The organism is Nostoc sp. DedVER02 (assembly GCF_034530675.2).
Taxonomy (GTDB): domain Bacteria; phylum Cyanobacteriota; class Cyanobacteriia; order Cyanobacteriales; family Nostocaceae; genus Nostoc.
In genome coordinates this window covers 76,207-96,161 of sequence record NZ_JAVRCP020000025.1, presented here as the reverse complement: position 1 = coordinate 96,161, position 19,955 = coordinate 76,207, and the positions used below count along the sequence as shown (strand labels likewise).

At 41.6% G+C, this 19,955-nt stretch carries 16 protein-coding genes; 8 read left to right on the top strand and 8 right to left on the bottom strand.

The genetic code is table 11. The features are described 5' to 3' along the window. Nucleotides 1-137: 137 nt before the first annotated feature. A complete protein-coding gene (locus tag RMZ41_RS22480) occupies nt 138-1,535 on the bottom strand; it encodes an amidase (protein WP_322645134.1) in 1,398 nt (465 codons plus the stop codon). Nucleotides 1,536-1,744: 209 nt separating this feature from the next. Between RMZ41_RS22480 and RMZ41_RS22475 the strand changes: the two genes are divergently transcribed. Then, nucleotides 1,745-3,196, top strand: coding sequence for a hypothetical protein (locus tag RMZ41_RS22475; RefSeq protein ID WP_322645135.1), 1,452 nt, complete (start codon nt 1,745-1,747; stop codon nt 3,194-3,196). A 138-nt stretch (nt 3,197-3,334) separates the two neighbouring features. Here RMZ41_RS22475 and RMZ41_RS22470 read toward each other — a convergent pair whose 3' ends face one another. From RMZ41_RS22470 to RMZ41_RS22445, 6 genes are all read right to left on the bottom strand, one after another. Further along, nucleotides 3,335-3,979 (bottom strand): hypothetical protein, encoded by a 645-nt coding sequence (locus RMZ41_RS22470; RefSeq protein WP_322645136.1) that lies wholly within the window; start codon nt 3,977-3,979, stop codon nt 3,335-3,337. Nucleotides 3,980-4,464: 485 nt separating this feature from the next. Beyond that, the gene (map, locus tag RMZ41_RS22465; protein ID WP_322645137.1) at nt 4,465-5,292 is read right to left on the bottom strand and encodes a type I methionyl aminopeptidase; all 828 of its coding nucleotides are present in this window, start codon (nt 5,290-5,292) and stop codon (nt 4,465-4,467) included. Nucleotides 5,293-5,561: 269 nt separating this feature from the next. Then, complete coding sequence (locus RMZ41_RS22460) at nt 5,562-6,086, bottom strand: cupredoxin domain-containing protein (RefSeq protein WP_322645138.1); 525 nt, start codon at nt 6,084-6,086, stop codon at nt 5,562-5,564. A 100-nt stretch (nt 6,087-6,186) separates the two neighbouring features. Beyond that, nucleotides 6,187-9,027 (bottom strand): pitrilysin family protein, encoded by a 2,841-nt coding sequence (locus RMZ41_RS22455; RefSeq protein ID WP_322645139.1) that lies wholly within the window; start codon nt 9,025-9,027, stop codon nt 6,187-6,189. A 122-nt stretch (nt 9,028-9,149) separates the two neighbouring features. Continuing rightward, entirely contained in the window at nt 9,150-9,593 is a 444-nt protein-coding gene (locus RMZ41_RS22450; protein WP_322645140.1) for a VOC family protein, read from the bottom strand. Nucleotides 9,594-9,744: 151 nt separating this feature from the next. Beyond that, on the bottom strand, nt 9,745-10,257 hold the full coding sequence (locus tag RMZ41_RS22445; RefSeq protein WP_322645141.1) for a TIGR02652 family protein: 513 nt from the start codon (nt 10,255-10,257) through the stop codon (nt 9,745-9,747). A 239-nt stretch (nt 10,258-10,496) separates the two neighbouring features. Between RMZ41_RS22445 and RMZ41_RS22440 the strand changes: the two genes are divergently transcribed. The 3 genes from RMZ41_RS22440 (at nt 10,497) to RMZ41_RS22430 (ending at nt 12,925) form a co-directional block, all read left to right on the top strand. After that, entirely contained in the window at nt 10,497-11,024 is a 528-nt protein-coding gene (locus RMZ41_RS22440; RefSeq protein WP_322645142.1) for a gamma carbonic anhydrase family protein, read from the top strand. Nucleotides 11,025-11,361: 337 nt separating this feature from the next. Further along, nucleotides 11,362-11,487, top strand: a complete 126-nt coding sequence (locus RMZ41_RS22435) for a photosystem II protein Y (RefSeq protein ID WP_174708224.1) — start codon at nt 11,362-11,364, stop codon at nt 11,485-11,487. A 151-nt stretch (nt 11,488-11,638) separates the two neighbouring features. Next, nucleotides 11,639-12,925 carry a folylpolyglutamate synthase/dihydrofolate synthase family protein gene (locus tag RMZ41_RS22430; RefSeq protein ID WP_322645192.1) on the top strand — a complete coding sequence of 429 codons (1,287 nt, stop codon included), beginning with the start codon at nt 11,639-11,641 and terminating at the stop codon, nt 12,923-12,925. A 120-nt stretch (nt 12,926-13,045) separates the two neighbouring features. Here RMZ41_RS22430 and RMZ41_RS22425 read toward each other — a convergent pair whose 3' ends face one another. Further along, a complete protein-coding gene (locus RMZ41_RS22425) occupies nt 13,046-14,344 on the bottom strand; it encodes a sugar ABC transporter substrate-binding protein (protein WP_322645143.1) in 1,299 nt (432 codons plus the stop codon). Nucleotides 14,345-14,485: 141 nt separating this feature from the next. Here RMZ41_RS22425 and RMZ41_RS22420 point away from each other — a divergent pair, with 141 nt between their 5' ends. The 4 genes from RMZ41_RS22420 (at nt 14,486) to RMZ41_RS22405 (ending at nt 19,433) form a co-directional block, all read left to right on the top strand. Then, the gene (locus RMZ41_RS22420) at nt 14,486-15,592 is read left to right on the top strand and encodes a type IV pilus biogenesis protein PilM (RefSeq protein WP_322645144.1); all 1,107 of its coding nucleotides are present in this window, start codon (nt 14,486-14,488) and stop codon (nt 15,590-15,592) included. Between the two features lie 4 nt (nt 15,593-15,596). Beyond that, nucleotides 15,597-16,373 carry a PilN domain-containing protein gene (locus RMZ41_RS22415; protein ID WP_322645145.1) on the top strand — a complete coding sequence of 259 codons (777 nt, stop codon included), beginning with the start codon at nt 15,597-15,599 and terminating at the stop codon, nt 16,371-16,373. Beyond that, the gene (locus RMZ41_RS22410) at nt 16,370-17,137 is read left to right on the top strand and encodes a pilus assembly protein PilO (protein WP_322645146.1); all 768 of its coding nucleotides are present in this window, start codon (nt 16,370-16,372) and stop codon (nt 17,135-17,137) included. The genes RMZ41_RS22415 and RMZ41_RS22410 overlap by 4 nt, the downstream gene beginning before the upstream one ends. 190 nt (nt 17,138-17,327) lie before the next feature. Further along, nucleotides 17,328-19,433, top strand: a complete 2,106-nt coding sequence (locus RMZ41_RS22405; RefSeq protein ID WP_322645147.1) for an AMIN domain-containing protein — start codon at nt 17,328-17,330, stop codon at nt 19,431-19,433. Nucleotides 19,434-19,955: the final 522 nt, after the last annotated feature.

Genomic DNA, 19,955 nt, shown 5'->3' with positions numbered 1-19,955 from the left:
AGGGCAATGCAACAAAGATGCAGAGCGATGCAACAAACGTGCAGATGCAAGAGATTTGTGTGTACACCGTAGCCAAATTATCGGAGAGGGAAGCCGGAGACAGGGTGAGGTATTTAATTTGATCCACTTACTTAGCCCTATATTGCAAAGGCTGGACGATGATGAATCCAAGGGTTAGCCGCTTCTAATTGTGCTGCTAGGCTGATGAGTGTAGCTTCAGCCGCAGGTTTACCAATTAGCTGCACACTGATGGGTAAACCCTTACTATCAAAGCCTACAGGAATTGCGATCGCAGGTTGTCCAGTTGCATTGGCAGGCGGACAAGGGGCAACCCACTCAACTATATTTTGAAATGTCTCTTCTGGACTCAGCGAAGCCCATTCTCCAACGCGGATAGGTGAATGCAGATAAACTGGTAATACCAGGACATCCACGGTATCAAAAAACGCCACAATCTGCCGTGCCACAATCTGCATTTGAGAAACTGCTTTGAGGTACTCAGCCACAGAACCTGTGCGTGCAAATAGCCAGCGATTTAATGGTTGCAAGGCTTCAACAGGAAGTCCCGCCGCAGCTACTCCAGCTTGCCAAACGATTTGAAATGGTTCAACTAAACCGCTAAAATCTGGGGATTTCTGTTCAACGTGGTGGCCGAGTTGTTCTAATAACTCCACTGTTTTATGGACACCTTGCTGACAGTTGGCATCAGCTTCTCCCAAAGGAAAAATATTAGTATCAAAGGCAATTCGCAAAGCACCCAATTTTGTCCCAGTTGCGGCGAGAAATGATGGTTCAGGATCGGGCAACCAGTAAGGATCGCCTGTGACATAGCCACTGATAGTATCCAAAAGGGCAGCAGCATCAGCAACAGTGCGGGCGATGGGGCCGTTGACGGCAATTCCCGCGAGGCGTTCGCCCACAGGTGCTTTACTAACCCTGCCCCTGGATGGTTTGAGTCCCACCAAACCACAACAAGCCGCAGGGCCACGAATTGAACCGCCGCCATCAGAACCTTGAGCGATCGCACACAACCCTGCTGCTACCGCCGCCGCCGCGCCGCCACTGGAACCACCAGGAGTATATTCTAAATTCCACGGATTTCTGGCTGGAGGAAAACCCGTAGGTTCACTGTATGGCAATGAACCTAATTCGGAAGTGGCAGTTTTACCCAGAATAGTAAACCCAGCTTGTTTAATTCTGGTTACAACCCCATCATCATAATTAGGGATATTGTTAAGTAATGCTGGATTTCCATAAGTACAGGTAACACCGGCTACAGCGTTGAGGTCTTTAATGGAAATTGGCACACCAAAAAATGGCGGTAATTCTGAAGTAGTTGTCAATAATTCTGTTTTGGCTTTGGCATCTGCGATCGCTAGTTCTGCCGTCACCGTAAAATAACTTCCTAATTGCGGATTCAACTCCTCAATCCGCTTTAAATATATTTCTACTACCTCTAGCGGTGAGATTTCCCGGCGATGAATTAATTGCGCCAACTCTAGCGCAGGAGTAAATGCTAAATCGACTTCATTCATAAGTTAGTGAATGGGTAATTTTGTCTTTATTTTGGGATTTTTAAACTGAAATTGTTACTTTAGCAGGATTTAAGGGAATTATACATTTTATAGCTCCTAAGATTTGTTATTTAACTAGGATGCTCAGATGCAACAGATATGGTTATGTTCTTACTCAAGCCATTTTAATTGTTTCGCATAAACTTTCGACAAATCCCCAAGGGGTATTTATGTCTAACCTAGAAGTACTTGTTAGTGAATTGCCAGCACTAATTCAGAGCCTCAAACTGACTATTGGCGATTCTAATGAAATCATGGAGCAAATTATCCTGATCAATAGCGCTCAGGAACAACTACGTAATATCAAAAAATTAGTTGCTCAGGAATTGAAATTTGACCGTGCCAAAAATTCTGCGATCGCTACACTTCCTCGAATAATTACTGTAGCTAGTGTTGGATTAGTAGATCCAGCGATCGCAGAAAAGTTCGGCAACTCAAAATCTCAAATTTCATTAACTGATTTACAATCCAAAATCGATAGTTGGATTGAATGGGGTTATTTTTTGCAAGCAATAGCTACTGATATTCTCAGTGACGATCGTTTAGTCAATCAACTAAATTTTGATATTAATTATCTCAGCTTGTCCGCCCAATTTCAGGTAATTGTTGAAACTTTAAAAATTAACTTAGTCTTTGGAAATTCTAATATTTTAAACAATCAAATTAAAAAAATTATTATTTCTCAAAAGGAATTGCTAGAATTAGAGCAAAAATTAGATTCCATTTTTGATACTATTAAAAATAGTCGTAGTTTATTAGATATTTTATTAGGTGTGTCTGCTTTCTTTGGTAAATCTTGTTTCACCTTAGAATGGTTAGACGATGACCACGAATTAATTATATCAAGTAATGGTAAATTTAAAGAATTAACGGATATTCTTAATGATTGTGATTATTTTAAAGAACAAATTGCTGCTTTAATTATTCAGTGTGACACTTTAAGGCAACAAGCAGAACAAGCCCTAAAAAAGATTGAAGACGAAAGTAGAAACAAACTAACTATTAGGCAGCATGTAGAGAAATTACCAAGCTTTTCGACACCAAAAATAGTACGTTCAGCTTTGATTATAGGCACAAGTTTATTAATTTTAGGTTTTGGTAGTTGGAAACTTAAAGAACAAAGTCCAAAATTGCAGCAGATGAATTTAACTCAAGAAGGAATTGCGTTAGCTAAGTTTAAATCTGCTCAAAAATTCGGTATGGAGGCTGCTTCTCTGGTTCAAACTCCACCGCATCCCCTAAAAGTTTGGCAACAAGCAGAAAACAAATGGCATCAAGCAATAATCTTGTTAGATAGTATTCCTAATGAAACATCAATTTCTGATCGAGCAAAGAAAAAATTGGCTTACTATCAGATTAACTATAAATTTATCAATCAAAGAGTATTAGTTGAAAAAAAGGCTCTAACCAACTTAGAATCAGCCCAAAAACTAGCAATAGAAGCTAATCTTTTTCTCAAGGGTTCACCTCATTCGCTATTAATTCGGAAGCAAGTACAATATAAATGGGCGCAAGCAATCAATTTATTAGAAGCGATTCCAGAGAGGACATCTGTTTCTATACAGGCTAAAGAAATGCTCAATATTTATAAAAAAAATTATGCTGCTATCAGTCAAATATAGCAATTTTAAATTAAATTAGCTACCCGAATTCTTTAAGAATTCGGGTAGCTTTACACCACGAATTTTCACAAATCAGATAGTATTGTTATATGTTGGTTTTCCTTCAGATAAAATACATCTTTAAAAACCACCGCTATTTTACGGATAATTTATTGCATCATTACTTTCATTGCTATAGCAATCTATATATTCAGAATTAATCCACCCCTCTCTTCCTACTATTCTCTTGTTTAAGCTATTAGTAACACGCACATTAACCCAAGGTGTTGGGCGACCTTGAAGTGATACAATATCTGGCTTGAGTAATGTAATATTGTTACCATTATCTAAACCTGCTGTTGATTTTCCGCCAGGTGTGGCACGTAAAGCTAATTGCCCTGATTTCAATCCAGTTACTTCGCAGAGTGCAGGCTTAACCTGAGCTACATTGCCACGACATTTTAGACTGCTACTACTCATCCAACCTTCTAAGCCTTTTTGTTTAGAACTATCTGCATCGATAACGCTAACGTAAATCCAATTTTCAATGCCTTTAGCTAGTACTTTTAACTTTGCATCTTCATATAAATTAATTGCACCTCCATCTTCAAATTCTCCTTGTGGTTTTCTTAGATATAAAAAAAGTGCTTCTTCATGTCCTAGTTTTTTGGTTTGACAAGTCACTTGTCTGTTAGCGCCTTTGGGAGTTGCAGCGCTTGCTATTGGTAACAAATTTAGAGTAGAAATCCACAGATAAAATGCAGCAAAAGAAAGGTGAGGTAGAGATTCAAAAAAGCTTGCCATTTTTGAGTAAATACGGGTGTTTTTTACTACTTTATTCCTGATATATTTTATCGTCCAGCATAAAACTACCTAAATGTATAAGGCAGAATAAGATCCAATACAGTTTATTTAGTTAAGCATTTTTTCTTCTCTCAGTATTCTCTGCGCCTCTGTAGTTCTTTAAAAAACTGACTTTGACAAAAGATTTTAGCCTTAACCCAACCGTATGGAATAAAATCAATACTTGTCGGTTAAAGGGCAATACGGTTCAGTTAAGGACTACTGGTAAAAATTTTGGGTTTTTGAGACGCGATAAATCGCCGTTTCTACAAGTGTTTTGGTCTTATCTGAACTGTATTGGGTTAAAGGGAAAGAAAAAACCTTTAACCCAAACCAAATTTCAGTTTAAAGAGAACTTCCATTAACCTTGGATAAAAAAATAAAGAGGTAAATCGCCCTCTTTTGACGCTTTACCTCTTTTCACAACAAATAATTACAACTAACAATTACACCTTAGAACGGTCAGTCAAAATCTCATAACCAGTCTCTGTCACCAAAACTGTATGCTCAAACTGAGCCGACAAAGAATTATCCACGGTGACTGCTGTCCAACGGTCAGATAATGTTCGGGTGTGTCTAGAACCCGCATTTAAAATTGGCTCAATTGCCAGCGTCATCCCCGCACGAAGTTTAACATTTGGCATCTCGCGGGTACGGTAGTTGAATACTGAAGGTTCTTCGTGCAAGTTACGACCAACACCGTGTCCAGTGAATTCTTCGACTATACTAAAGCCATTAGCTTTCACATGGTCTTCAATTGCTCCAGCTAAGTCAAGTAAGTATACACCAGCTTTTACTTGTTCAATGCCCTTAAATAAAGCTTCTTCTGCTACGCGAATTAATTTAGCAGCTTCTTCTGTCACTTCACCAACAGCAATTGAAATACAAGAATCACCATGAAAACCTTGGTAATAAGCGCCTGTATCTACTTTTAATACATCCCCCACACGAATCACTTTCTTCGGGCTAGGAATGCCATGTACTGCTTCATTATTAATGCTGGAGCAGATAGAACCAGGAAAACCATGATATCCTTTAAAACTCGGTGTCGCACCCATTTCACGGATGCGTTTTTCTGCGTGAGCGTCTAAATCAGCCGTTGTCATTCCTGGCTTTACTAGCTCAGAAATTTCTTTGAGGACAGTTGCCACAATTGCTGATGATTGTCGCATGATTTCAATTTCACGCGAAGATTTAATTTCAATTCCTCGTCCCTTTTTTTTTGATGTTGTAGGCTGAGTTGTTTGAGAAAGTAAGTTACTGAAAATGTTCATAGGAAATGAATAATTACTGATGGCTTTGCCGATGAAGTATGAATGCTTTCTCTAGATTACTTGAGAAATAATATCTATAATTTGAGTTATTGAAATCCCCGATCGGGATTCTTGCAGTTTAGTCGCTAATGTATACAGAATAACATATTCACCCACTTCTGATTTTTTAGACTTCAAGCAAAATCGCCCTAACTTATTTTTTGACCATTTAGCTCAATTATCTTTAATTGAAACATTAGACGGCTATTAAATACTGAGTCAAATAATTTTTAATTTTTAATGGCAATTTTTCCAGTCATCCCTGCTTCTGTATGTCCCACTATTGGACAACGTAAGCTATAAGTACCAGATTTCAGGGGCACAAATACCCATTCTGCCTCAGCGCCTGGTTTGAGTTCCAGTTCGTGAATAGCTCCTTTAATTTCTACTTTGCCTGCTTGGACTTTTTGTGTCCAGATGCCATCAGCAAAGTCTTTAGCAGTAAAATAGTGCTTCAGTTGGCTGGGATTGGTAAGGCGGAGTTGGTAGCGTTTGCCAGCCTCAAATTCTAGATGATTTGGCTCAAATTTGAGTTCGTTAGCTGAATTACCCAAGCTAATTGTAATTTCTGTAGCTGGTTGCTTAAGCAAATCGCCAGACAAATTTTCTGCCATTGCTGGAGTCGCAACGATTAAATTCAAGCTTAGTAACAACGTTAATATTACGTAGCTTAAAGGTAATATTTGCAGCTTAATAGTATTTGAAAAAGTAATAGATGTAATTACAATTTGGTATAAATGGTTGTAAATTTTCATTGTTAGTTTTCAAAAGGCAATGCTGATGAGCAGGAATAATTAATAGGTAGCAGAAAAAACCGTACCTATTCTTTATATTATCCATGCCCAGCGCCCATCTCTACCTAATGCTTTTCTCTGCTAACACAGATGGCCCAGCAGTAACGACTACGATTTGATCTGGGTAGAGTAATTCACGAGCAGCTTGATTAACTTGCTCAAAGGTGACTTTCTGGATTTTGTCAGTAAAGGCGTGCAATTCTACTTTATCTAGTCCGTAGACCTCATTCATCAGAATTCTATCTGTTAATTCTTCTGGGTTTGCTAGGGAAACATTGTAGTTGCTGATGAAAGTGCGTTTAGCTGTCTCTACTTCCAGCGCGGTGACACCTTGTTGATGGATTTGCTGTAGTATTTGACGGGTACTAGCGATCGCTTGATTAGTATCTTCTGGACTAGTTTGCATTTCTATCAAAAATGTGCCTACATTCTTCCCAGCTTGGAAGTAGCTATAAATTCCATAGCTCAAACCTTGGCGATCGCGCACTTCTGCACCCAGTCTACTAGATAAGGTATCGCCTCCCAAAATCTGGTTCAATACTAAGGCTGCGTGAAACCGAGAATCGTAACGCTTAATGCCTGTGAAACCCATATATGTCACAGCTTGAGCTTTACCTGGTAAAACTGGATTGACACTCACTACTTTCTGCGGCATGGATACCGGAGGATATTTCAATGTGGGTGCTTGGCCGCTAACTTCCCAATTACCAAACTCATTTTCAATGAGCGATCGCACTTTGTCTACATCAAAATCTCCCACTAGCGCCAACACTGTCGTATCTGGACGATAATGTTTAGCTTTGAAATCAATCACATCCTGACGCTTAATCTGCTGTAAACTCTTCTCCGTCGGGAAAGTATGTAAGGGATGTTTTTTCGGGTAAATTGACTGCACAAATATTCTTCTGGCTACTTCTGATGGCTCATCTAATTCCAGTTGCAAATCTGTTAAAGTTTGTTGGCGATGCAATTCTAATTCTTGTGCGGGAAAAGTGCTATTTTTAACAACATCTGCCAATATTTCCAGAATTACTGGCAAATCCCCCGCTAAACTATCACCCTCGATATGCACCCCTTCACGATGTACTTCAAAGTTTAGACTCGCCCCTCGTTCTGCCAAGATTTTGGCAATAGTTAAGACATCTTTACTCTTAGTACCATTTAGTAAGTTATCTGCCACAAAAGCAGCCAATCCCGCTCGTTCTTCTGGATCGAATTCTGTCCCAGCTTGAATGTAGCCGCTTAGAGTAACGGTGGGCGTACTACGATCGGGTAACAGTAATATTCGCAGTCCGTTGGTAAGTTTATATTCTTGTGGTAATACTTGAGCAATTGCATCTGTAGCCAAATCCACAGGCGGTAAGTATTTCGCCACCTCAGAAGGAAGCACAGGCACGCCATGAGAAAAATTTTCGGTAGTTTGGGCTGAGTCTGGTTTGTCACTAACCCCTGTTATCTGCTTTTGAGTTGGTTCAAAAAAGCCTACTATCCGGGATTCTTTTGTGAGGTATTTGTTAATGACAGCTATAATATCCGTCGGCTTCACCAGACTAACAGCAGTCAAATAACGTTCTGTGTAGCGATAATCACCAACAGTTGTCTCATCATTGCCCAATCGCATTGCTTGAGAGGTGATATCACGGTTACTCAAAATCACATCTGCTGTTAATTGGGTTTTGGCTCGTTCTACTTCCTCAGTTGTCACGCCTTTTTCTGCTACATTAGCGATCGCGCTACTCAACACTGAGTCAATTTTTTTCAAATCTTTTTTAGATCCAGCCGTCACCAATACCTCGTACCAGCCAGATTCTCGCAAGCTGGCAACGGAGGCTGTAACTTCACTAGCTAAACCTGATTCCACCAATGCCTGATAAAGTCTCGAATTCCGTCCCTCTGTAAAAATGTAATCCATCACATCCAGCGCCGGCACATCTGGTTGATTCGCATCTGGTAGCGGATACACAACTTGTAATAGTTTTCCTGCTCCCGGTTCTCGCAACACTATGGGAGTGGGGAATTGGGAATTGGGAATTGGGAATTCTTTAATTTTGAATTTTGAATTTTGAATTTTGAATTGATTTCTCCCCTGCCTCTTTGATAGTTTGCCAAATACTTCTTTAATTGTTTCAAGGGTATTTGCAGTTTGAAAATCTCCAACAACCACTAAGACGGCATTATCAGGACTGTAAAAATTGCGGTAATATTTCTCGACTTGCTCAACTTCAAATTTCTCGACATCAGCTTTAGTTCCACCTACGGGCAAACCATAAGCATGATTAGGAAACACCACCTGCATAACGGCGCGATTAAGGCGATATTCTGGACTATTTTCGTAACCTTGCAACTCAGAAATTACTACTCGCTTTTCGCTTGCCAGTTGTTCTGGCTCAATCAGGGAATTTTGCATTCTGTCTGCTTCTAGCACTAAGAGCGCTTTTAGCTTGTTTCGTTCCACAGTACCGTAATATGCAGTTTGGTCATAGCTGGTAAAAGCATTGGAATCACTACCTAAAGCACTAAACAAACGGCCAAATTGAATCGGACGATTTTTCGTGCCTTTAAACATCAGGTGTTCCAACTGGTGGGCAATGCCATTCACGCCTGGTTCTTCGTTGCGTGAGCCAACCTTATACCACACCTGCACCGTCACCACTGGCGCAGTATGCACTTCCTTTGTTAGGACAGTTAAACCATTTTCCAGCACTGTCTTACGGACATTTTCTGTCAGTGTTGAGGGCATTATTCTTTTTACTAGCAATGTTGATTGATATTTTTCTTTATTAGATATGAAAGGATTTTGGCTAGTAGCAGTTTGATGGCTGAACAAAAAAACCGCTACTAGCCATAAGCTTAAAATTAATAACGGCAAGGAATATTTATAAAATCTAGACAATCCATACATTTACTTAGCAAATATATCTGTAACTTAGGTTATGTAGTTATTTCGGTAAGTGACAGAGGTAAAAAATCTGTTACCTCGGCAACAATCCAGAAAAAGAATATATTAGCAAGAAAAAAGCTAGATTATGGCAATTTTGCTAAAACCCGAATGAATTCCAGAGGTAAACCATCAGTATCAGCGATGAAAGCGACTTCGTAAATGCGATCGCCTATCTGCTGTTGTGTTGGCTCTAAAAGTACCTTCAACGGTTGTAATTCTTCGGTTTGACTCTCAGCAGCTAGCAACACACGTTCTTGTAAATTTGTCAACCAGGTAGGTAAATCTGGTGTAATTTCAGTTAAATCGAACGAAAGATGATAGTAGCCCACATAATGCTCATCAGCAAAAGCATCTGGGGCTGGCTTTGGTTCAGGGATTTGGATCAGTTCAATTCTGCCACCCAATCCTTCCATCCAGCAAGCTAACGTATAACCGGTAGTAAAGCGTTCCGAAATTGTAAACCCTAAATGTTCGTAAAAGGCGATCGCTCGATGAATATTCGCAGTCCGAATAGAAGCGTGGTGCATAATTTGTCCTTTGTCCTTTGTCCTTTGTCAGTCGTCCTCTCTTAATTAAAGTTACGATCCGAGAAAACCTCCGATCGTAACTTTGCACTTTGTCCTTTGTTATTCACTAACGACAAATGACCAATGACAAATGACTAATGACAAATGACCATTATTCAAACAACCTGAAATAAGGGTAGCGTACAGGGACACCAGGCTCTTTTTCCAAGTCAAAATTAATCACTTCCCAGCAGGGATCTTCTGAGGTATCGGGGCTAAACTCCACGGGTAAGCCATACAAACGAGCAGCTGTAGCTTCCGGTTGTCCAGAACGCCAAGGTGTACTGCGTTCTAAATAGCCACTCATCAATTCCTGATAACGGCGAGCAATAATCACTTTTGTAGCTCGATAACCTTGGGTATAGAGCTTATCTAATGCTTCGTGAATTTCAAACCGAATACCATCGGGATGAGTATGCTGCCTATACCATTCATTATTCCACCTCCGCCAATGACGGCCTGATTGCAAATGGATTAACTCTCCATTTTCAGGATTAGCTTCAAAAGCGCCATGACGCGGACACAAATAGGTATCTGTTAATGTCAGCGCCGGAATAGTCTGGCGACAATGGGGACACTGTATTTCCGGCCCAAACATCGGGTACTGAAAGCCTGGATTCATCATGAAGTGCGTACAAACATAATTTTGTCTTCACCAGCACTAGTGGATTGAATTATACACTTCGGCTCCACTACTTTGGGTTACTTGTTGACTGCTGCACAAGCACAGAGTTGCGGCAGTAACATTGTTTACCAGCATTTTCCTCAGCGTAGAGGCTTGAGGCTATGATATTCTGGTTGTGCAACCAGCCTCAAAGGTTGGAGTTTCTCCAGTGTTCCTGTGTACCATATTCATATTCTATCGTGTCTACCGCTTCTTACTGGACATCTCCTGATTTTTCTCAAGCTGCTTTCATCGCAGATAATGCTGTTGTTATGGGTTCGGTAAATATAGCAGCAGGGGTGAGCATTTGGTATGGAGCAGTAGTTAGGGCAGATGTAGAACGGATTGAAATTGGCGAATGCACAAATATTCAAGATGGTGCAATTCTACATGGCGATCCTGGTTCTCCGACAATTTTAGAAGATCATGTTACCGTAGGTCATCGCGCTGTGGTACATTCCGCTTACATTGAGCGGGGAAGTTTGATTGGCATTGGCGCGGTGATTTTAGACGGGGTACGAGTAGGTGCTGGTAGCATTATCGGTGCTGGCGCAGTCGTAACTAAAAATATACCGCCTTTGTCACTAGTTGTAGGTATTCCAGGCAAAGTGTTACGACAATTAACAGAGGCTGAAGCCGCAGAACTAATTGAACACGCTAAACGTTATCAAAAGTTAGCTTTAGTTCATGCTGGTAAAGGTACCGATCTCGGCTTTAGCAAGGATTAGGGATTAGGGACTGGGGGCTGGGGACTGGGGAGGGCAGGGGGCAGGGGGCAGGGGGCAGGGGGAGCAGAAGAGAAGTTACAGTAAGTCTTTCCCCAATTCCCAATTCCCAATACTTCGGCTTCTCTACGAGACGCTACGCGAATGCTCAGTACAAGTTCCCAATTCCCAATTCCCAATTCCCAATTCCCAATTCCCAATTCCCAATTCCCAATTCCCAATTCCCATAATTTAAACATTCTTTACATATATGTTGGGAAAAGTTACCCACTTCAGCTAAAAATAAAAATGAGAGCAGTTGACAAAACTTTAATTTCTACTTAAGAGAGGGGTTCTAAATATGGATATCGATTACCGTATAGCGATCGTTTTAGCACCAGTTATCATTGCCGCTAGCTGGGCAGTGTTTAATATTGGCGCTGCGGCTTTAAGACAAATTCAAGGCTTTTTGGATCGGGAAGCCTAAATTCATTAATTGGGTATGGGGAATGGGGAATTGGGAATTGGGAATTGAATATTGAATATTGAATATAGTTATTCTCCTTGTCACCCTGCCCCCTGCCCCCTGCCCCCTGCCCCCTGCCCCCTGCCCCCTGCCCCCTGCCCCCACTCCTCCCTTGGATATTGATTCTGTAATACAACCTCTTCAACGCTTTGGTGTTCATCTGGGACTCGATCGCATTGTCAACTTATTGGCAAATCTCGGCAATCCTCATCAGCAAGTCCCAGTAATTCACGTTGCTGGTACTAATGGCAAAGGTTCAGTCTGTGCCTATCTTTCCTCCGTACTCACTGAGGCTGGTTATCGCACAGGACGCTACACTTCACCGCATTTAGTCGATTGGACAGAACGTATTTGTTTGAATGAACAGCCAATTTCCTCTGAGGAATTGAACCAATTATTAGAAAAAGTCCAAGGGGTAATTCGCCCTGATGACGAAGCCGCAACTCAATTTGAAGTAATTACCGCAGCTGCTTGGTTATATTTTGCCCAGCAGCAAGTTGATGTAGCTGTGGTAGAAGTCGGACTAGGAGGGCGCTTAGATGCGACAAATGTCTGCTTGGAACCCTTAGTTACGATCATCACTTCCATTAGTCGGGAACATTGGCAGCAACTTGGCCCTACCGTTGCGGACATTGCTAGAGAAAAAGCAGGTATTCTCAAACCTGGATGTCCCGTTGTGGTTGGGCAATTGCCACAGGATGCAGAAGAAGTTGTGCGATCGCGTGCTTTAGAATTAAGATGCCCAATTTTTACGCCTCAACCCGCCCGTCAAATCACTACAGGATGGGCAGAATATCAAACATTTCAAAATTCCCAATTAATTAAATATCCTCTGCCATTAGCAGGACAAATTCAATTAGCAAATTCAGCTTTGGCAATAGCAGCTTTAGAAATTCTCCAACAACAAGGTTGGCAGATTTCTGAAGAAGCCATAATTAACGGCATGGCAAAAACCCAATGGCCAGGGCGAATGCAATGGACTACTTGGAACAACCATAAAATATTACTTGATGGCGCTCATAATACCGCTGCTGCCCAAGTTCTTCGCCACTATGTCGATAGCTTAGATGCAGTTAATTCCAAACCCGTCACTTGGGTTATGGGAATGTTTGCCGATAAGGATCATGCTGATATTTTTGCCGCCCTGCTGCGCCCAGGCGATCGCCTTTTTTTAGTACCAATACCAGTAGAATCTTGGCCGGGTAGAACTTCCGCCGATCTAGATTCCCTAGCAAGCCTAGCTTATAGCCTCTGTCCCAAATTAAGCGATCGCCAAATCCATCCAGATTTATTTACAGCACTAGAAGCCGCAACCTCAACCACCACAGACAATTTAATAGTTTTATGTGGTTCCCTTTATCTAGTAGGCGATTTTTTACAAATGGGGAGTAGGGAATAGAGAATAGGGAATTGGGAATTGGGAATTGGGATTAATAATTCAAAGTTAAGGAACTTCTGCTTTCTGCAAGAACTGCCTCCTCTTTGCCAATGCCCTATTCCCTATGTCCCATGCCCAAATTTATCTATTGTTCCACTCTTGCGCCGCATCTTCTACAGCTTTATCTACAGTCTTTTGGTCTAACATTGCTGCTTGTAAATTCTCGTAAATTGCTTTTTGCAGTTTGTTGAAATCCTTCAAATTAGGGGTTAATATTTCTGCCTGTTTTAGTTCTTTAGCACTCATCACTCGCGCTTTTTCTATTGTTGGAGCATTAGCAGGAACATTTGTAAAGTAACTATCAGATAATGCCTTGACTGTAGAAGGTAAGACATTTGCAGCTTTCGCAAACGCTAACTGATTTTCGTCATTGGTGACAAATAACGCAAACTTCACTGCGCCATCTGGTTGTTTAGTGTCACGGGGAATAACTATATTCATCACGGCGACATTTTTCTTACCTGTGTCACCAGTGAGTTGAGGTGCAATTCCCGTAGCTTGAGCGATTTTCGGGGCATTATTAGCGATCGTTTTCAGAAACTCTGGCCCTGAAGCTAGAAACACAGTCTCTCCAGATTGGTATAAATCGATCGCATGGCGATGTCCTTGCGTCAAAGCCTCTTTTGGAAGCAACCCTTTTTTATACAAATCTACCCAGTACTGAAAAGCTGCTTTCCCTGGTGCTGAATTAAACGCCGCTTTCCCATCACCATCTATTAGGGTGACTCCCATTTGTACGAAAGATTCCAGCACTTCACCAGAATCTTGGGGTACAAACGTCACAAAAAAAGCATATTTGCCAGTTTTATCTTTAATTTGTTGTGCTACTTGTGCCAATTCTGCGTAGGTTGCAGGGACTTTATTGATACCTGCCTGTTTTAATAAATCAGTGTTATAAATGGTTAGCCGTGTGGTGAGATACCAGGGAATCCCAAAACTCTTGCCATTAAGCGTAGAAGATTCCCAAATATTCGGTAGATAGGAGGAACGGACATCTTTTGACACTTTCGCATCTAAATCTAACCAGGCATTTCGCCCCGCAAGTTGGGAAGCAAAACCCGGATTAAGGTTAACTACATCAGGTGGCGTTTTTGCTGAGACGGCTGTTAAAATTTTGTTCTCCATAGCCGCCCAAGGTACATCGTTCCAGTTAATCTTTATACCTGGATTTTGCGATTCAAAATTTGCAATTAAATTTTTGAAGTAGTCCGTAAATTGAGGTTGGAGTTGCATTGTCCAAAACTCAATAGTTGCTGTTCCTGAATTAGCTTGTTTTGTATTTGTACTAACATTACCTGTGCTGCAACTTACAATCCAACTGGTTAATAAGCCAAGCAGCCCGAAAGCAACAAGTTGTTTAAATTTTCGCAATTGAATCATTTTCCCAGTAATTTTACGCTTGCTCAGTATGAAAAGCTTAGATCAGAATTGTCGAGATTATAGGCTAAATAAATTACTTAGCACCAAGTCCGTTTTTAGTATCATTTAAATTTTCAATTTAGCAGTCCAGCGGGCACAACTGTGGTAAAAAGCTTCAATAGTCTGTTTGGCAAATCGAATAAAGGGGTTGGCATTGAACTTGCTTCAGAAAGGGTAAATGTAGTTCAGCTACGCAAGCAGCGTCAAGGCTTGAAACTAGAAACCTTTACATCGGTAGCTGTTCCAGAAGGCGTAGTTACCGATGGTCAAATTACCGACCCCGCAGCAATGGCGCAATTAATCCAACAGGCGCTAGCTGAAAGCAAAATCAAAACTTCTCGTGTTGCTACTGGTGTACCAGGGCGAGATTCTATCGTTCGGATCATACCAGTACCAGCCGAGTTAGATGACAAAGAACTGCGAGAAATGGTACTCAACCATGAAGCAGGTTTATATTTACCCTATCCTCGTGAAGAGGCTGATGTAGATTATCAGAAACTTGGGTACTTTGTAGATGAAGATGGCATTGAAAAAGTCCATGTACTCCTAGTTGCCACCCGTAAGGAGATCACGGATACCTATATCAGTACATTTGAGCAGGCAGGATTACAAATTGATGTTTTAGAAATTAACAGTTTTGCTCTCATTCGGACTATCCGTGAGCAACTGCGACAATTTGGGCCGCAAGAAGCAGCAGTACTAGTCGATATAGAGTTCGACAGTACAGAAATTGCCATCATCGTTAACGGAGTGCCACAATTTTCGCGCACAGTCCCAATCGGGACTTCTCAAATGCAAACTGCCTTAGCAAGGGCAATGAGTTTACCCACATCACGAGATATGGAACTGTTATATGGAATGATTATTCCCCCGGCTCCCTTAGACGGCGGAAAAACCGGTGTCACCGAACTCGATCCTGGTATGGCAGCCATATTGAGAGTTTTGGGAGAACTAACAGATGAACTGCGCCGTTCCATCGATTTTTACCTCAATCAAAGTGAAAATTTGGAAGTAGCGCAGATTATATTAGCTGGCCCAGGAGGTGGACTCCAACAACTAGATGAATTCTTTACCCAACGATTGAGCTTGCCAACTACCCAAATAGATCCAATCGGGTCTTTGTCCTTGGAAGTTGACACTGATAAATATCCACAGGTGCAACGCTCTGGCTTGGCGATCGTACTTGGTCTAGGAATGCGGGAGGTGTAATAAAATGTATAGCCTAGATGTTAATTTCCTTAAAGATCGCCCAGCATATCAGAAAAAACCTGAGAAAAAAGGAGGAATATCCCTAAGCCTGCCTACGGGGAACTTAACACCAGTGTATATAGGAGTTGCACTAGGTGTAGGTCTTCCAGCTTTATTGGGGGTTGCTTGGTGGTTGTTGCAAGGGAAGATTGTTGAATTAGATACTCAGATAGCACAACTAGACCAAGAAAGTAAAAGATTAGATACAGAGATCGGAAATCTGAACAAAATCAAAGCCGAGACAAGCGCAATCAAAGGGGAAACTCAAGCTCTAGTCACTGTATTTGACCAGATTCGACCTTGGTCAGCAATGCTGCAAGACTTGCGCGATCGCATCCCAACGGCAGTCCAAATCAATACTATCAAGCAAACCCCACCCATTGCAGCAGTAGCAGGGCAGCCGCCAAACAATCCCGCCGGAGGATTAGAAATTACCGGATTGGCTCGTTCTTTTAACGATGTCAATGATTTCTTATTAAGTTTACAACAGTCTCAGTTCTTGAAACCCACAGAAAGCAGGATTGTAACGGCAACATTAGTAGATGCTCCCTTACCACCAGGTACAGGTCAACCTACTAATGGTGTGATAATTAAGCCCCCCCAAGTAGTTCAATACACTATTCAATCGAGTATGAGTGATGTTCCAGCTTCAGAATTAATCCGAGAGTTGGAAAAAAAAGGCACAGTGGGGCTAGTGACTCGAATTCGTAATATGCAACAAACAGGAGTCATTTCAAAATGACGCTGAGTGATGATTTAAATTTTGCCGAACATGGTGGGGAATTCGATTCGGAAACGCCAGCCCACCCCGTGGTTTTTGGTATTGCCTTTACACCAAAAATCATTGGAATCTTAGTAGGGGTAATTGGTTTAGGGGCAGCAGGTTATATTCTGTTAAACCTGCTAATGCCAGCTTGGGAAAGCTATCAGCAGCAGCAAGCAAAAAGCTCTGAACTGCAAGGGCAAATTGAGCAAAAAAAAGCCAATATCAAACAGGTTGACAAAGTTAAAGATGAACTAGCGCAGGCAAAACAGCAAAAAGTTCAGGTTTTAGGTTTATTTGCTAACGCAAAAACCTTGGATACATTGCTGTTAGATTTGAACCGCTTAGTTGAGTCTGGCAATACTGCAACTTCTGTTAATGCAGTCAGAGCCAAACTGAATAAATTTATACCAGCTTCCCCAAAACCAGAACCGATTACTGATGGAAGTCTAGGACTACTAGTTGACGGCAAGCTGCAACGCAGCATTATCAATGCCGAAATTACGGGAACTTATGAGCAAACACAATCGATAATTCGTAACATTGAGCGGTTACAGCCTTTGTTAATAGTTAAAGATTATCAAGCAAGTTTAGCCCCAGTAGTGTCAAGATCCCCGTTAGACAAAACACCAGTACAGGTTGGGCCAGCAGCTATTAATACATCATTCCAATTACAGGTATTGATGCCACTTAGTCCAGAAGAAATAGCCGCCGCCGCCGCTAAAGCTACCCCGAAAAAATAGTTAGGAGTTAGGAGTTAAGAGATAGGAGTAGAGACGCGATTAATCGCGTCTGTATATGGGAGACACGATTAATAGCGTCTGTACACAAGTTGGGAATTATCATTCCTAACTATCCACTCATAATTTCTTACTTTTGGCTCACTACTCAAAATTCTTTGTAAACAAGGTTTTATAAGGTGAGGAATGAACTGTGAAACAGCTTCACGGTAATAGTTTTATATTGGGTACTGCCGCCTTTGTATTTTTGGCAACTCAACCAGTTTGGGCACAAATTAGTCAAGTTACTAATGTACAGCTAAACCCAGTTAATGGTGGAATTAGCGTTGCTTTGAAAACTTCTTCAGGGTCGCGCCCTCAAGTTTTCACTACAAAAAGAGGTAATACTTTAGTCGCAGATATTATTAATACTCAATTACGATTACCACAAGGTAATAGCTTTCGTCAAGATGCTCCAGCCCCAGGAATTGCATCTGTCGAGGTTAATCAGCTGGATGCTAATAGTATTCGGGTGAGGGTAACGGGCAGCAACAATGCACCTGAGAGTCAACCAGTGGTGCGATCGCAAAATGGCATTACACTCAGCTTTAGCCCATCCACAGGCACTACAGCATCAGCACCAACAGTACCAGCGTCAACAGCGCCAACACCCACATCCCCAGTTGCTTCTACTCCAGCCCAAACTGGTCAAAAGCCAGATGTTCTCGTTCCTAACCCAGAAGTGACTATTGACGGAAAACCAGCACAAGCTGCTGGCCCGGGTCAACCTCTGAGTCAGGCTCCACCTTTCTTACCCAGAGCCGTTGCCCCACCAGTAGGAGATATTGCTATTTCCGCTACCGATGCGTCTCCTAGCACCATTGACTTAGGAACTCAGGAACGTGTACCCCGTTTAGTACTGCGAGATGCCCCAGTGCGTGAGGTTTTATCATTACTTGCCCGTGCCGCTAATTTGAACCTAGCTTATATCGGAGGTGAGCAAGGTGGCACAGGTCAACCAGGTGCTGCTGCACAAGCAAGTTCTCAAACCATCTCTTTAGATATAGAAAACGAGCCAGTTCAAGATGTGTTTAACTACGTCTTGCGTTTGAGTGGTTTAGAAGCTAACCGCAGTAATCGTACAGTTTTCGTTGGAACGAAACTACCTAATGCGACCCGTGACATGGTTATGCGTAGCCTGCGACTCAATCAAGTGACAGTGGGAGTCGCCCTGAACTTTTTAGTCGGCTTGGGCGCAGAAAGTGCCGTCAGCCGCGAACGACAAGTTACTAGTGTTGATGCTATACCTGTGGGTACTGGAGTTGCGCCTATCACTCAAACTCAGACGACGACGGAAACCCAAGTTCAACCTCTACGTGTTGATTACAAAGACTCTAGTCCATTACTTAGAGGTTTACAGGCATTAGGAGATGAGCGCACCAACTCCGTTACTTTAATTGGCCCTCCTAGACTCATTGAAATTGCAATGGCTCAACTAACTCAGCTTGATATTCGTCGTCGTCAAGTCGCAGTTAACGTCAAGATTATTGATGTTAACCTTAATAAAACTGATGACTTTAATACCAGCTTTTCCTTTGGTGTTGACAACACCTATTTTTCTAATAGTAACGGTTCTGCAAGTTTAAATTTTAATAATGTAAGCTCCTTCCCCAGAAAATTTCTTGCTAATTTGACGGCTCAGGTGCAAAATCGCAATGCCAAGATTTTGACTGACCCAACCTTAATTGTCCAAGAAGGTCAAACAGCTAATGTCAAGCTGACCCAAGAGGTAATAGGGAACATTAAGAACGAAATAACTCGTGGTTCTGATACTTCTACACAAACGATAACTGCTGAAAAAGCGGAGGTGGGCTTAACTCTGGGTGTCAAAATTGACCGGATTGATGACAATGGTTTTGTTTCTCTATCTGTAGCACCAGTTGTCAAAGCACCGCAGTCTTCAGAACAGATTGCCGTAGGAGAAAACAGCCAAACAATATTTCTAGTATCTGAACGCTCTCTAAATTCTGGTTTAGTTCGTCTGCGAGATGGTCAAACACTTATTCTTAGCGGCATCATTCAAGATGAAGACCGAACGACTGTTAGCAAGATACCTATTCTGGGTGATATTCCACTAATTGGAGCATTGTTTAGAAGAACAAATAAAGATAATCAGCGCAAAGAAGTGATTGTGTTGCTTACACCTCAAATTATGGATGACACAGAGAACTCTTCTTATGGCTATAACTACGCCCCCAGCCCAGAAGTGCGGCAGATTCTTGAGCGTCGAGGCTTAAAGATTCCTACTGGGCAACAATGATGATAGTCACATTGTGTCCCCATAGTTTAGTCAAATAAAAAAACCTCTCCTTGGTTTGAATACGTAAAACCTGTCCCTCTCCGATTTGGCTATGGTGTACACACAAGTCTTTGGCAAGGCGATTTGCAGTTAAGTATTATAGGCCCTAAGAAACCTTACCCTGGTTTGACTAAGTAAAATCTATCCCTCTCCTTAGTTGAGGAGAGGGATGTCCTTTCTTGACAGGGTGAGGTTTTGTTTTGGGTATGAACCTTAATAACTCTTTAACATTGGTAATTAATCCCAACAATATTAATTATGTCTCACTTCCCCAATGCCCTATTATCTTCGCTATTATGGTTTCCACTAAGTATTTTTTCTTACTTTTGGGGTGGTTTTTAGTGAAACAAGTACCCTAAAATGACAAAAAATCCTGAAATCTATATAAATTAATGGTTTCATCTATCCACATCAGGCTACAACGCCTTAGAATGATTCATTGAAAAGTCGAGCCGATGGGATGTACAGCCGTTTTGAGTAAAC

What these genes read in the sequence shown, in the direction of transcription:
- RMZ41_RS22470 (WP_322645136.1), bottom strand. Translation starts at nt 3,979, where the DNA reads ATGGCAAGCTTTTTTGAATCTCTACCTCACCTTTCTTTTGCTGCATTT.
- RMZ41_RS22445 (WP_322645141.1), bottom strand. Translation starts at nt 10,257, where the DNA reads ATGATGAATCCAGGCTTTCAGTACCCGATGTTTGGGCCGGAAATACAG.
- map (WP_322645137.1), bottom strand. Translation starts at nt 5,292, where the DNA reads ATGAACATTTTCAGTAACTTACTTTCTCAAACAACTCAGCCTACAACA.
- RMZ41_RS22415 (WP_322645145.1), top strand. Translation starts at nt 15,597, where the DNA reads ATGTATAGCCTAGATGTTAATTTCCTTAAAGATCGCCCAGCATATCAG.
- RMZ41_RS22475 (WP_322645135.1), top strand. Translation starts at nt 1,745, where the DNA reads ATGTCTAACCTAGAAGTACTTGTTAGTGAATTGCCAGCACTAATTCAG.
- RMZ41_RS22425 (WP_322645143.1), bottom strand. Translation starts at nt 14,344, where the DNA reads ATGATTCAATTGCGAAAATTTAAACAACTTGTTGCTTTCGGGCTGCTT.
- RMZ41_RS22410 (WP_322645146.1), top strand. Translation starts at nt 16,370, where the DNA reads ATGACGCTGAGTGATGATTTAAATTTTGCCGAACATGGTGGGGAATTC.
- RMZ41_RS22450 (WP_322645140.1), bottom strand. Translation starts at nt 9,593, where the DNA reads ATGCACCACGCTTCTATTCGGACTGCGAATATTCATCGAGCGATCGCC.
- RMZ41_RS22435 (WP_174708224.1), top strand. Translation starts at nt 11,362, where the DNA reads ATGGATATCGATTACCGTATAGCGATCGTTTTAGCACCAGTTATCATT.
- RMZ41_RS22460 (WP_322645138.1), bottom strand. Translation starts at nt 6,086, where the DNA reads ATGAAAATTTACAACCATTTATACCAAATTGTAATTACATCTATTACT.
- RMZ41_RS22455 (WP_322645139.1), bottom strand. Translation starts at nt 9,027, where the DNA reads ATGTATGGATTGTCTAGATTTTATAAATATTCCTTGCCGTTATTAATT.
- RMZ41_RS22480 (WP_322645134.1), bottom strand. Translation starts at nt 1,535, where the DNA reads ATGAATGAAGTCGATTTAGCATTTACTCCTGCGCTAGAGTTGGCGCAA.